The organism is Evansella vedderi (assembly GCF_030813435.1).
GTDB classification, from domain to species: Bacteria; Bacillota; Bacilli; order Bacillales; family Salisediminibacteriaceae; genus Evansella; species Evansella vedderi.
This window is the reverse complement of record NZ_JAUSUG010000041.1, coordinates 1-13,676: the sequence shown is the minus strand read 5'-3', so window position 1 is coordinate 13,676 and position 13,676 is coordinate 1. Positions and strand designations below refer to the sequence as shown.

Annotated in this window: 14 protein-coding genes and 1 other annotated feature; of the genes, 1 reads left to right on the top strand and 13 read right to left on the bottom strand. The window is 37.8% G+C overall.

Annotated features, from left to right (window positions below; genetic code table 11):
• From J2S74_RS26760 to metG, 4 genes are all read right to left on the bottom strand, one after another.
• Positions 1–400, bottom strand: a 400-nt coding sequence (locus J2S74_RS26760; protein WP_307332650.1) for a transposase, incomplete at its 3' end; no start/stop codon positions are given.
• 231 nt (positions 401–631) lie between these two features.
• Positions 632–1,825, bottom strand: a complete 1,194-nt coding sequence (locus J2S74_RS26755) for a resuscitation-promoting factor (protein WP_307332647.1) — start codon at positions 1,823–1,825, stop codon at positions 632–634.
• A gap of 218 nt (positions 1,826–2,043) precedes the next feature.
• Positions 2,044–2,811 carry a TatD family hydrolase gene (locus J2S74_RS26750; protein ID WP_307332646.1) on the bottom strand — a complete coding sequence of 256 codons (768 nt, stop codon included), beginning with the start codon at positions 2,809–2,811 and terminating at the stop codon, positions 2,044–2,046.
• 133 nt (positions 2,812–2,944) lie between these two features.
• Positions 2,945–4,903 (bottom strand): methionine--tRNA ligase, encoded by a 1,959-nt coding sequence (gene metG, locus J2S74_RS26745; RefSeq protein ID WP_307332643.1) that lies wholly within the window; start codon positions 4,901–4,903, stop codon positions 2,945–2,947.
• Between the two features lie 37 nt (positions 4,904–4,940).
• Positions 4,941–5,195: a binding site (T-box leader), on the bottom strand.
• A 665-nt stretch (positions 5,196–5,860) separates the two neighbouring features.
• Between metG and J2S74_RS26740 the strand changes: the two genes are divergently transcribed.
• On the top strand, positions 5,861–6,178 hold the full coding sequence (locus J2S74_RS26740; protein WP_307332641.1) for an AbrB/MazE/SpoVT family DNA-binding domain-containing protein: 318 nt from the start codon (positions 5,861–5,863) through the stop codon (positions 6,176–6,178).
• On the opposite strand, the gene rsmI is transcribed toward J2S74_RS26740, so the two are convergent.
• The 9 genes from rsmI to J2S74_RS26695 all read right to left on the bottom strand — a co-directional run bounded on the left by rsmI (position 6,137) and on the right by J2S74_RS26695 (position 13,287).
• Positions 6,137–7,015, bottom strand: coding sequence for a 16S rRNA (cytidine(1402)-2'-O)-methyltransferase (gene rsmI, locus J2S74_RS26735; RefSeq protein WP_307332639.1), 879 nt, complete (start codon positions 7,013–7,015; stop codon positions 6,137–6,139). The two genes, J2S74_RS26740 and rsmI, sit on opposite strands and share 42 nt — an antisense overlap.
• Positions 7,016–7,075: 60 nt before the next feature.
• Entirely contained in the window at positions 7,076–7,837 is a 762-nt protein-coding gene (locus J2S74_RS26730) for a tRNA1(Val) (adenine(37)-N6)-methyltransferase (RefSeq protein WP_307332636.1), read from the bottom strand.
• A 308-nt stretch (positions 7,838–8,145) separates the two neighbouring features.
• Positions 8,146–8,484, bottom strand: coding sequence for a DNA replication initiation control protein YabA (yabA, locus tag J2S74_RS26725; RefSeq protein WP_370876084.1), 339 nt, complete (start codon positions 8,482–8,484; stop codon positions 8,146–8,148).
• A 51-nt stretch (positions 8,485–8,535) separates the two neighbouring features.
• Positions 8,536–9,363, bottom strand: coding sequence for a PSP1 domain-containing protein (locus J2S74_RS26720; protein ID WP_307332631.1), 828 nt, complete (start codon positions 9,361–9,363; stop codon positions 8,536–8,538).
• 1 nt (position 9,364) lies between these two features.
• Entirely contained in the window at positions 9,365–10,351 is a 987-nt protein-coding gene (gene holB / locus J2S74_RS26715) for a DNA polymerase III subunit delta' (protein ID WP_307332629.1), read from the bottom strand.
• A gap of 34 nt (positions 10,352–10,385) precedes the next feature.
• Complete coding sequence (darA, locus tag J2S74_RS26710) at positions 10,386–10,715, bottom strand: cyclic di-AMP receptor DarA (RefSeq protein WP_307332627.1); 330 nt, start codon at positions 10,713–10,715, stop codon at positions 10,386–10,388.
• A gap of 94 nt (positions 10,716–10,809) precedes the next feature.
• Positions 10,810–11,451: a dTMP kinase gene (gene tmk / locus J2S74_RS26705; RefSeq protein ID WP_307332623.1), complete on the bottom strand. Its 642-nt coding sequence runs from the start codon at positions 11,449–11,451 to the stop codon at positions 10,810–10,812.
• Positions 11,452–11,453: 2 nt separating this feature from the next.
• Positions 11,454–12,920, bottom strand: coding sequence for an aminotransferase class I/II-fold pyridoxal phosphate-dependent enzyme (locus J2S74_RS26700; protein WP_307332620.1), 1,467 nt, complete (start codon positions 12,918–12,920; stop codon positions 11,454–11,456).
• A gap of 142 nt (positions 12,921–13,062) precedes the next feature.
• Complete coding sequence (locus tag J2S74_RS26695; RefSeq protein ID WP_307332617.1) at positions 13,063–13,287, bottom strand: sigma factor G inhibitor Gin; 225 nt, start codon at positions 13,285–13,287, stop codon at positions 13,063–13,065.
• Between the last annotated feature and the right edge of the window lie 389 nt (positions 13,288–13,676).

The window sequence follows — 13,676 nt, the reverse complement described above, 5'->3', positions numbered from 1 at the left end:
CAATAAATTCTTCATTTATTGCATCACTAATTATTTGAGAGTTGATCTCTTCAAGAACGTTTGTATCTTTAATCTTTGTAATCATCCTTGAAAATGAGGCTTCAGAAGGGACTGGATCAGATATTAAGAAACCACAGTTAACCTTAAATTTAAGGTCAGTGTTTAAACGTTCAACTAAGAGTTGTATTTCAGGGATTCTTTCAACTATTCTAACCAAAAGCGCTTGAATCATTGCAGGATAGTTTAGTTCTACAGGCCTACCTAAATTGGATTTTTTCGCTACGATAATAAGGATTGGATTGATATCAATCGCTGAAAAAATCTCATCGTAACGTTGGGTAGGTTCTAAATCAAATAAAATTTGCATGCTAAAAAGACTTTCTTGTCGTACAATAGACATAGGAGTCTTCCCCCTTCGAGTTAGTTTGCTGGTTACTTACTAAATTCGACATTTGGGGAGGTACTCCTTTTTTCATGCTTTGAAACCATTGGCCCATAAGGGCCGAGATTTATGAAATTCATTCTAATGTATTTTTAATTTTTTTTTCAAAAAACATGTAACCTTTTTCTTAACACTGCGTCTAATGGAATGAAGAAAAAAACACAGAGGTTGGAGTCCTCTGTGTCCATTTTAATCAAGTATTCGGATTTGAACCGTCCTTCTACCAAATGCAAGAGCGTCACTGCGGTTCGGCATGAAAATATCAATCTTATTTCCAGTGATTGCCCCGCCAGTGTCACCTGCAATAAATGTACCCATACCTTGAATTTCTACACGGGATCCCAATGGGATAACGTTTGGATCCACTGCAATAACATTTTTATTAGGGTTATTTCGTAGATCTAAACCTGTTGCTGTTGTACCAGAACAACCTGTGCAGTATGCAGTATAAGCAGTAGCAGTAAACGTTCTCCACTCGCCACTAGAAGCAGATGATCCACGAGAAGATACTGGAGCAGGCGCTTTGGTACCCACTGCAACAATTCGGTCTTCACTATCCTGAACTTTCTCTTCTTTCACAAGCTCACGTGATACTTCTTCACCATCTTCATAGATTACTTCATAGTGTTTCTTAAGTTGGCCATTTTGACCACTTTGAACTACCCGCTCTCTACCTTGCTCTAAAGAAGAATCATTTCTTCTAACAGTGGCAAAATCTACAGTTTCTTCCACAACATCGGTGACTTTTTCAACACGGACAACGTTAACTTCCATAGAATCATTAATGTAATCTTCGACGGATGGTTCTACGCGGTCCAATTCACCTAGGGTGATGTCTTCTCTCTCTAAAAAGTCAGCGACCGTTGTCGAAGTCGTCCAAATTTCCTTTTCCTCCCCGTCACTAGTAAGCGTCACTAGAAATGATTGTTCATATGTAACACTCATTTCAGATGCTACAGCTTCACTTAATGGCGGTTCGATCACATCGTGCTCATTAACTTCAATTTCTAATTCGTTCATGAGCTCTTGTACAGTACCTGCAATCGTCCATACTTCTTTTTCTTGACCATCAATCGTTACATAGACTTGTTGTGCAGGGATATATACGATATTCATTGCTTCAGAGATTGCTGTGTTTTCGGATGGTTCGATGTAATCGTGATCGTTCACGTCAATACCACGTTCTTCCAAAACCTCTCCAACGGTTGATGCGTGTGTGTACACAGTTGCTATCTCGTTGTCTACCTCAACAGTTACAGATGTTTTCGTAGCCTCATAGATTGCAAAAATTAGAATTCCCATCAACGTTAGGAGGCCAACGCTGGATATGGCAGTCTTTCTCCATGAAATTTCGGAGAAGAATTGCTTCATCCATTGAGTCATGGTTGAACCCCTCCCTCAGAATCCAAATTATATGCCACCTCCACTTTCTTGTCAACTTAAAATCTGTGAAAGCTTTACCTTGTATTATTCATTATCTCCAAAAATAATAAAAGGAAAACTTCTCGACTAGTATTTTATGCAAATGCATCAACTTGTAGAACAAGTGGACTTTTGGCGTTTCTTGGACATGTTTTTCCAGCATTCTCTATCTATACTTGTCAATTAATCCCGAAAAGTTTTTTTCCATTATTTGTGGTTATTTCCGCCATTTCCTCAAAAGTTATTTCCTTCAATTCGGCTAGCTTCTCTGCTACTAACTTTACGTAAGCAGGTTCATTTCTTTTACCTCTATATGGATGTGGTGCTAGAAAAGGTGCATCTGTTTCAATGAGTAACCTGTCTAATGGAATTTCCTTTGCCACCTCTTTAGGCAGTTTGGCATTTTTAAATGTAACAGGTCCTCCAAAGGAAATATAAAAATTCATCTTTAAGCACTCTTTTGCAATATCCAAGTCTCCACCAAAGCAATGCATAATGCCCCCCACTTCAGAGGCATCCTCTTCTTTTAATATTTCAACAATATCTCCATGGGCATCACGATCATGAATGATAATTGGTAATTGGACTTCCTTTGCAAGCTGAATTTGTTTGCGGAATGCTTCCTTTTGTACCTCCTTAGGGGATTTGTCCCAATGGTAGTCTAGTCCTGTTTCTCCAATGGCAACCACCTTTGGATGGGCAGCCAGTTCTTTAATCCATTCTAAATGTCGGTCCTCTAAATCTACCGCATCCACTGGATGCCAGCCTACAGCAGCGTATAAAAAGTCATATTTCTCCACTAAGTCCATAGCTTTTGGAATGGTTTTTTCATCAAAGCCTACCACAACCATTTTCGTAACTCCTGCTTCTCTTGCCCTCTCTATTACTACTTCCACATCTTCTTCATAGTGATCCGCATTTAAGTGAACATGAGTATCAAAAAGCATTTTTTATTTTTCCTCCTTGTTGATGGCTTCGCTAGCCACTCGCCAGCTATGAGAAAAGCGCTCATAGCTGGCTTTTTAGAGCTTGTGGTAGCTTCGCTCATCGCTTAGATACTGCCCCTTATGTGGTCAGTATCTATTTCACTTTTGCTCCGTTTGGTAGGGATTGTTCGATGGTTGCGAGGGTGAGTTGGTCACCTTCTGATGCGGCTAATATCATCCCTTGTGATAATTCGCCACGTAATTTTACTGGTTTTAAGTTTGTTACACAGATTACTTTTTTTCCAACAAGGGCCTCTGGCTCATAATATTTTGCAATCCCAGATACGACCTGGCGTTGTTCATATCCTAAATCTAATTGTATTTTTAATAGTTTATCCGCTTTCTTTACCTTCTCTGCTTTAGTAACCTCTGCTACTCGCAGCTCTACCTTTGTAAAATCATCAATAGTAATTTCATCTACTTCAGGGGCATCTACTTTTGCATCCTCATCCTCTTCTTCTTTTACTACTCCACCCATGGTTTCAATAATATGTCGTACTTCATCCTTTACATCGAGCCTTGGGAACAGAGGCTCTCCTTGGCCCACTACTTTTCCACCACTTGAGAGCTTACCAAATTCCTTTAATGTTTCCCATGCCGTCTCACTTTCCTTAACTCCTAACTGATTCCAGATCTTCTTTGGAGTATCTGTTAAAAATGGTTGAATTAGAGTAGAGATAATACGTAAAGACTCTGCTAAATGATACATAACAGATCCTAATTGTTCCTTTGCCTTTGGATCCTTTGCCAGTATCCACGGCTGTGTCTCATCAATATATTTATTGGTACGGCTAACTAGCTGCCAAATGGCTGTGAGTGCTACAGAAAATTCCATATCCTCCATAGCATCCTCCACCTTTTGTACTGTCGCTTGAGTTAAATCTACCAGTTTGGAATCAAATGGTGTGGCATCCTTTAAATAGTTAGGAATTTCTCCGTTAAAGTACTTATTAATCATGGCTACGGTTCGATTTAATAAGTTACCTAGATCATTAGCTAAATCATAATTTACCCGTTCCACAAAGCTTTCTGGAGTAAAGACACCATCGGAACCAAATGGAACCTCCCTGAGAAGGTAATACCTTAATGCATCTAATCCATAACGGTCTATGAGAGGAACAGGATCTACTACGTTACCTTTTGATTTTGACATCTTTCCATCCTTCATAAGTAACCAACCGTGTCCAAACACCTTTTTTGGTAAAGGAAGATCCAAAGCCATTAACATAATTGGCCAATAAATCGTATGGAAACGAACAATTTCCTTTCCAACAAGATGAACATCTGCTGGCCAATATTTTTGGAAGTTTGCCTCATTTTCGCTGCCATAGCCAAGGGCAGTTATATAGTTGGAAAGGGCATCAATCCATACATATACGACGTGTTTCGGGTCACTTTTCACTTTTACGCCCCAATTAAAGGATGTCCGGGAAACAGCTAAATCTTCTAACCCCGGTTTAATAAAATTATTAATCATTTCATTTTTTCTAGATTCCGGTTGGATAAACCCAGGATTATCTTCGTAAAACTTGAGTAAGCGATCTGCATATTTACTCATACGAAAGAAATAAGATTCCTCTTGAACCTTTTCTACTGGTCTGTTACAGTCAGGACAATTCCCTTCTTTTGCTTGGTACTCTGTAAAGAAGGACTCACAAGGTGTGCAATACAGACCTTCATACTTATCCAAGTAAATATCTCCTTGTTGAAGTAATTGATCAAATATTTGTTGAACTACTTTCTTATGGCGTTCCTCCGTAGTCCTGATAAAATCATCATACGTAATGTCTAGCTTATCCCATAGCTTCCGAATGTCCTTTACAATGGTATCTACGAATTCCTGAGGGGATACTCCCTTTTCCTCAGCCTTTCTCTCGATCTTCTGACCATGTTCATCAGTACCGGTTAAGTACATGACATCGTAACCGCGAAGTCTTTTATACCGTGCCATAGCATCCCCGGCTACAGTAGTGTACGCATGGCCAATATGAAGCTTATCACTGGGATAATATATTGGTGTTGTAATATAAAATGTTTTATTTTGTTCCGACATGTTAATTCCTCCTTAAATATAAAAAACCCCCGTCCGCCATTGGGACGAGAGTTAAACTCACGTGGTACCACCCAGATTTACTGTTATAAAAAAACAGCCTCTGAAGCTGCTAAAAATCTAAAAGCAGCTATCCATATAACGCTTGGATCTAACGTTACCCCCTCACCATTTTTATGCTCGAAGGTAAACTCCTCGTTGGACCATCTTCAAAAGTTCCATTTATACCAGTTTTCAGCTTCCCTGGCTCTCTGTAATAAACTTTCCTTTTTACTCATCCCGTCATCAGAGATTCATTTATCATTGTTTAGTATATCCATACTTTATTCAAAATATACCGAATCGATCCAGACGTGTCAAGAACCAGGGGCATTCATATACGTTACTCTAAAAGTCCATTAAATTAGTATAACTATTAATGTTATTTTTTTCCTCAAGTTGGGTAATAGAGTATAGAACTAGAAATTACTTACATTAAAAGAAGGGAAGATTAATATATAAAGCTGTTTTCATAAACTAGGTTGTTTCTTTTAAAGCTTGGAGAAGTGGAGTACGCCCGCTGTAACATATCCAAGCCACTTTTTATTCTTCTAAAAAACATTCTTTAGAAAAGAACTATTATAAAAATATTAATCTACAAAATAACGGACAGAAGAATAAAATGTTTGTCGAATGGGTATACACCCTACTTTTTAGGAACTTTTTGAAACTATTTACAATTTCTTCTTTATTTAGAAGAAAATATTTTATTAATATTAAAGGAAAAACCTTAATATATCTAGGTTTTCTCGAAAAACCATATTAAATATGTCATAAATTTGTCGAAATTTACTTTTGATTTAAACATATTTTAATTGACTTCTTTTGGAAGAGTTGGTATTCTAAGTTTGATAGATTTTGTCGAAATGTGACAACGATTGACAACGATTAAATTTATTTTATGGGAGGAGAACTATAATTATGAAATCTACTGGTATTGTTCGTAAGGTTGATGAGTTAGGTCGTGTAGTTATTCCAATTGAACTTCGTCGTACATTGGATATTGCTGAAAAGGATGCTTTGGAAATTTATGTTGATGACGAAAGAATCGTTTTAAAGAAATATAAGCCAAATATGACTTGTCAAATTACTGGTGAAGTTTCTGATGATAACCTTTCTATTGCAGGCGGTAAAATTATTTTAAGCCCAATGGGTGCAAAGGAAATTGTTAGAGAATTAGAAGATTATTACTCTTTTTTACTCTATATGATAGGTTTGATAAACATCACGTTTTTTTAATCCTCGATCTTTCGCTACTGTCTTAATAGCTTCCTTTGAGTCCATCCCTTTTTGTTCCACATAAGTATTAACATGTTCTACAATAGACAACGATTTCCACCATTCTTCCTCCGCTGCGGATTGGATCATTTCTTCCGTTGCCCCGTCAAGTACTAATACGCACTCTCCCTTAATTCCCTCGGCTTCTATATAGTTTAGTACCTCCTCTGTCGTCCCTCGAAGAATTGTCTCATATTGCTTTGTAATCTCTCGACAAAGGGCTATTTGGCGATTTCCCATCACCTCTAATATTGCCTGCAAAGTTTCCTTAATACGATGAGGTGCCTCATAGAACAACAATGTACTCTCGTTAAGTCTCCATCTTTCTAAGGACTCTTTTTTCTCTTTTTTCTTTCGATCTAAAAAACCCACAAAAGTAAAATTTTTAGTAGATAGAGCGGAAACAACTAAAGCCGTTAAAGCGGCATTAGCACCAGGTAAGGCAATGACAGGTAACTCCTCTTTTGTAAATCTAGCAACGAGATCCGCTCCAGGATCTGAAATTGCAGGCATTCCTGCATCACTTACTAAAGCAATTGTTTCCCCAGCTATTGCCCTGTCCACCAATTGATCCTCTCTCTCTCTCTTATTATGTTCATGGTAACTAATAAGAGGAGTATCTATTGAAAAAAAGTGGCATAATTTCTTCGTATGGCGTGTATCCTCCGCAGCAATAACATCTGCATTCTTCAATACATCCACTGCTCGATATGTCATATCTTGCAAATTCCCAATTGGAGTAGGGACAAGATATAAACACCCTCCCTGGTCCATTCGATAGCTTTGTTGTACAAACATGATTTATTTCCTTCCTAACTTTTTATAGGCTGTTTTCTTGAAAAATGTTCTTGAATACATTTACCAATTTTCGTAATGGGTTTTAAATTCTTCTGTATAGTCTTGCCCTTCTCCGTAAACAAAAAACGGGTATAGTGTCTTTATACCTGGTTTTCCTCCGCGAATACCTTCCACTAAAACCATATTCGCCTCACGTCCCTTTTTTGGATATACAAATTGGATTTTCTTTGGTTCCAATTTATATTTTTGCATGAGTGTCATAATGTCTACTATTCTTTCTGGGCGGTGTACCATTGCAAAACGACCGGAAAAATTTAAAAGTTTAGATGAAATTCGAATAACATCCTCTAATGTACAGGCATATTCATGCCGGGCAAATAACAGCTTCTCGTTTTTATTATGCCTATCACTTGCAGCCATAGGAAAGTAGGGAGGGTTACAAGTAACTAAATCATATGTTCCCCAAGAAACTTCATCGGTTAGCTCTAGTATATTTTTATGTATAACATTTATTTGATTTTCTAAACCATTATATATAATGCTTTTTTTCATTAAATCACATAAGGCTTCCTGTATCTCTACAGCATCTATTTTAAAATCTGTACGTATTGACAGCATTAGAGGAATAGCTCCATTTCCAGCACATAAATCAATAATTTTCCCTTTATTTTTCGGTATGTAAGCAAATTTTGCAAGCAATACAGCATCCATAGAAAAAGAGAAAATATCTTTACGTTGAAAAATATTCCTTTTTTTACCTGGCATATAATCCAGTCTTTCTTGGGGAGATAAATCCATATTCCTATCACCTTCATTCTTCATATGTTCTTATGATTATCTACCTTACGCCATTTTATCATACAAGAATTTTTATAAGGCTGCTTTCATAAACTTTATTGCTTTTGAAAAGCTTGGAGAAGCGGAAGGCGTGCGACTCCAGCGTTGCCCTCGGGGTAGCAGGACGGTGACATTACGCCGTTGCCCACAAGCGGGACCTGAGACGCTTCCTCGAGTAATTTGCGTCGAGTAATCGCAGACGCAGGACGTGGGCCATAATTGGTCCGCTTGTAGCGTATCCAAGCCTCCTTTATAAAAAAAGCCTTCCCGCGCTCCATCGGAAAGGCCTAAATTTATTTCTTATTTAAGAATGTGAGACAAAACAGACAGTCTCCATCTGTTCGAATACTTCCATAATGCAAATTACATATGTGGAAGCCTTCCTGATAAAGACGAGCTAAATTGTCATAGCCCTCTCCAAAGTTACTCCGCTTTCTTTCTAGGGAGTCTTTCTTGGAATCCAAATTATCTTCGTCTTCCTTGACTTTTTCTCTGTTTTCTAACGCTTGATTCATCCGCGTACGCAAATGATCATTCTCAACTTGGAGATTATGGTTTTCCTCTAATAAAAGAGCAAGCTGCTCCTTTAATTCACCTAATTCATGGTGAAGACCTCCAATGCGTTCTTCCATTTGGCTTACACGAGTGAATATCTCATGTTTGTTCACGATACCCACACCTCATTATTTCGCGGCTTCCGTGGCAATAGCTCCTTCTTGAATAAGTTCATCTAATGTGAATTCAATGATACGATGGGATTCATGTATCTCTACTTGAATTAGTCGTTCAAGCATGTTTAAGCCAATAACTTTTCCCTTACCATAGCTCGTGACCATTTCTTCATTGATATCTGGAAGCTCCTTCTTTGCTTCCTCATACATATCGTTCTCGTATTTTAAACAACACATAAGACGTCCACATAAACCTGAAATTTTTGTTGGATTTAATGATAAATTCTGATCCTTAGCCATTTTTATAGACACAGGCTCAAAATCACCTAAATACGTTGAACAGCACAGCATCCGACCGCATGGCCCAATTCCTCCGAGCATCTTAGCTTCGTCTCGAACTCCAATTTGACGAAGTTCGATTCTCGTACGGAAAATTGACGCTAAATCTTTTACCAGCTCACGAAAATCAATTCGTCCATCGGCTGTAAAATAGAATAGTACTTTATTTCGATCGAAGGTATACTCCACATCTACTAGCTTCATATCTAAGTTATGCTCTTCAATCTTTTCAACACAAACATTAAATGCATTTTGCGCTTCTGTACGATTCTCTTCCACAATAAGCTTGTCTTTATCTGTAGCTAAACGAAGAACGTTTTTTAAGGGCAGTACTACATCATCATCATGTACTTCCTTAATGCCGATAACTACCTTGCCAAACTCAACTCCACGAGCTGTTTCGACGATGACATAGTCATCTACCTCTATATCTAATTCACCTGGAGAAAAATAATATATTTTTCCAGCTTTTTTAAAGCGAACACCTACTACTCGATGCACGTTATCCCTCCTGTAACCGAAGGAGCAATTGCTCCATTAATAACTGGGGAGCGGTGTTAGCATCCAATCGACGTTTTGCATCCATAACCGCCTGGAGGTTTTGCCCCAGTTTCCTTTGTGATAATTTCAAAGACTGCTCTTGAAGCTTCGTCTCTTGATCTATATAAATAATTTGCTCTAGTTGATTTACTTGATAGCGTAAAACATCCCGATACCAAATCATCAATAAATCTAATCCGAGCTGCATGTCCTTTTTCTCTTTAAAAAAGGGCATCCATCCTTCCTGCAATGTTATGAATGCATACTTTGGACGCATGATGGTATCATCTATTAATTGTATCACTTTATTTCTGGCCTGTGCAATCCAATTATCTTGGCAGAGTTGGATACCTTCTTCCAAATCGAAAGTAATTTGTGAAACGGCCCTTGCGTCTGTTTCAGAGATTCCAGCTTCCATAAGCTTTTTAACAAGTCTTTCTGGAGACAAGGACAGGAAGGTAAGTACTTGCGAACGAGAAATAATCGTTTTTAATATTCGATGAACTTGTGTAGTCATAAGAATAGCTAAAGCTTCGCCATCAGGCTCCTCTAAGAATTTTAGAATACTGTTAGCAGCACCTGTAGACATCTTTTCTGCATCTTCCACCAAATAAACCTTCCTTTTCGATTCCATTCCGCGAAAACTAAATTCCTTTTTTAAATGACGGATTTGATCTACTTTAATGGTGCTTCCCTCTGTTTCTATAACATGTACATCCGGGTGATTACCAGATTCAATTCGTTTACAGTTTAGACACGATAAACAAGGATTAACCCCGTTTTTTTCCTCACAGAAAAATGCCTTTGCTAAAGCTTTTGCCACTTCTTTCTTTCCACTTCCCCGTGGGCCCTCAAATAAATAGGCATGGGCTAGGCGTTCCTTCTTCAAGCTGTTAGTGAGCATTTTTACAACTGTTGGTTGTGTTTCCCCAAGCTTCTCCCAAATCATACATATCTCCGCCTTCAATCATCCAATCTATCTATTAAAATTTCTCAAATTGTTCCACAGGTAAAACAAATACAGTAGCTCCTCCTACCTGAACCTCTACAGGGTATGGCACATAGGAGTCTGCATTGCCGCCCATAGGAGAAATGGGAGCAACTAGTTGTTCCCTAGACTTACAATTGTCTCTAATAATGGAAAGTAGTGTATCTACATTCTCATCTTCTGTCCCGATCAGAAAAGTGGTATTCCCTGCTTTTAGAAACCCTCCAGTACTCGCAAGCTTTGTAGCACGGAAATCATTTTCCACTAATGCATCGGATAATCGATTACTATCCTTATCTTGAACAACCGCCATAATCAGTTTCATCCTAATTCCTCCTCATGGTCCCAAACGTGTTTGGAAGTGTCTTTATTATATAGTGTATTATAACAAGAAACAAACGTTGCATTAGAAAAAACATTTACTTCATTTTGTGTTTATTTACAATCTGTTCTATATACTTCCACGTATGGTCGATAACTTCCTCTAATTCTGGGGAAGCATCTACCTTTTTTATTCTCCCTGGCTCCCGTTCCGTTAGTTCCTTGTATGCTTGTCTAACCATGAGGTGAAACTCTAGAGCTTCTTGATCCAATCGATTAAACTCCCGGTCGCCATGTGCTGCGATCCGCTGCAACCCAACCTCAGGCTCTATATCAAAGAAGAATGTTTTTTGAGGCATTAAACCCTCTGTGGCAAATAAATTAATGTTTAATACTTCCTCAATACCTATTTTTCTAGCGACTCCTTGATATACCAAACTGCTGTCAATAAACCTGTCGCATAAAATAATATAACCATCCCGTAAATAAGGAATAACCTTTTCCACTAAATGCTGTCTCCTAGCAGCGGTGTATAACAAAGCTTCCGTTCTTGCATCCATTTCTGTATGTTCTGGGTTCAGAATAATTTCCCTTATCTTTTCAGCAATTACACTTCCACCAGGTTCTCTCGTTACCATTACTTTTTCCCCACTGTTAGCTAGCTTCTCCTTAATAGCGTGAAGTACCGTTGTTTTTCCAGCACCTTCTCCGCCTTCAAATGTAATAAATAGTCCGTCCACGTTCATTCTCCTTCTTTTTCCTTTACAACAGAGATTCCTAAAGTTTTCCATTCGTCTCCTGTTTGAAAATATACATTATGTTTAATTAAATGCTTTAACTTTCGTAATTTATTGGAACAAATTCTCTCCCCTTTTAAAATTAGTGGGACACCTGGAGGATAGGGAGTAATTGTTTCTGCTGCAACTTTCCCTACGGATTCTTCCCATGGAATATAATGTTTTTGTAATCGATCCAACTCATTCATCGTCAATATCGGTTCGGATATTTTATCCTTATTTCTTTTAATGCCTATATCTAAATCCTTAATTAGATCAATATTCTTTAAGTTTGTATTGTTTAATACTAGTTTCAACTTTAATTTATAATTTTCATAGTAGCTTTGTTCATCTGTCAAAGGCAAGGTCAGCAAAACATGATTGGCTGAAGCGAGTTCTGGATATATTTCCTTTGCTTCTAACAAGCCCTGCAGGTCAAATCCAGTTAACGATCCTTTTGACATAACTGCCATTTTTAATGGATCTTGAACGAATCTTCCTATAATACGAGGGGCTTGTCTCCATTCAGCTCCTTCAATGAAGCCATTTCTCATATCAAAAATTTGATCTGTCAATCGAACATAATTTGTATCAACTAAAGTTGCAAGGTATGCACGTGCTAAATCTAATGATGCCATTAATGGATAGGAAGGGCTACTAGATTGAAGCATCTTTAAATATCTAAGTAGTTTTGTTTTATCCACCCTGCTGCTATTTACATGAAGAATAGAAGTCATCGTCATGGATGGTAGCATTTTATGTGTAGACTGAACGACAACATCAGCTCCTGCATAAATAGCAGATTTAGGCCACCGCTCATCTTGAAACAATAAATGAGCACCATGGGCCTCATCCACTAAAACAAGCATATCTGCAAGATGTGCTATCCTTACATGCTCCCTTAAACCCTGTCCGTACCCCTCATAACTTGGGTTCGTTAGCACGAGACCTTTTGCATTAGGGTATCTTTCAATTGCCTCTTGAACGCTTTGATGAGAGACACCAAGGGAAAAACCTGTACTCGTATCTACTTCAGGCTCTATATATATTGGTTTTACTCCAGAGAGTTCAATAGCATGAAAAATAGATTGATGAGAGTTTCGTTGAACTAGTATAATATCCTCTTTATCAAAAGCACTCATAATCATGGCAAGATTTCCTACCGTTGTACCACCAATGAGAAAATGACTAGACTGAGTTTTATAAAGTTCAGCAGCCAGTTGTTGGGCCTTTTGGATAACACCAGCGGGGTTATGCAAATCGTCCATACCAGTTATTTCAGTAACATCCATTTTCAAAATGCTTTTGTAGATGTTTTCTCCATTTATGTGAAAAGCAGTTCCATTTTTGTGACCAGGTACGTGAAAGGAAGTTGTTCCTTTCCTTGCATGCTCCTGTAGTTTATTAAAAAGGGGGGTCTCCCTTTGGTCCATTTCTTTATCTCCAATCTTTCAATACTCACCCTATTATAACAAAATGAAATACTTCTAGCATCGTCCTGCTTTTTGTATAAAAAAATTCCTTTTAAAGGGTCCATTTCATTAATCTTAGAATCAAATAAAAACAAGGCTCAAACTAATGAACCTTGTTTTTAGTAGCTGATAAAGCTTCCCTAACTTTTTTTAAACGTTCAAGATAATATCCATAATTAGAATTATCTGTTTCTGTAGTAACTATTTCGTGTTCGCACTCTTTACAAATGAAGTAATTTAATAAATGAATCCCAAGATCCTTTTCCATTTCACAAATCAAGCATTCTTTTAAACTATTTTGTTTTTTTGCTGATAAGATTCCTCTCACCGTATCTCCACCTCCAGTTATAGTATGGCCGAGTACGAAAAAGTATATTCCTATGAAACTAATAATTTATTATGTATTACTATATGCATTTATTGGAGCCACCGTTCGTAATAAATGTGGCATAAATAAGTGTTTTTGATCTACTGGAGGAGGTAACAAACGGATTCTGATGCTTTATTTGTCTTTTTGGATGGGTTACTCTAAACGGTTCTGCTGATTTACCCGTCGTTATATTGGATTTACTGTCCGTTTAGACCAATTTACTTGCCACGTTCAAATTTCAGACACAATTCGGTATATAAAAAAAGACACTCTCATCTGAGAATGTCTTTATCTGCCCAGCAACGTCCTACTCTCACAGGGGGAAACCCCCAACTACCATCGGCGCT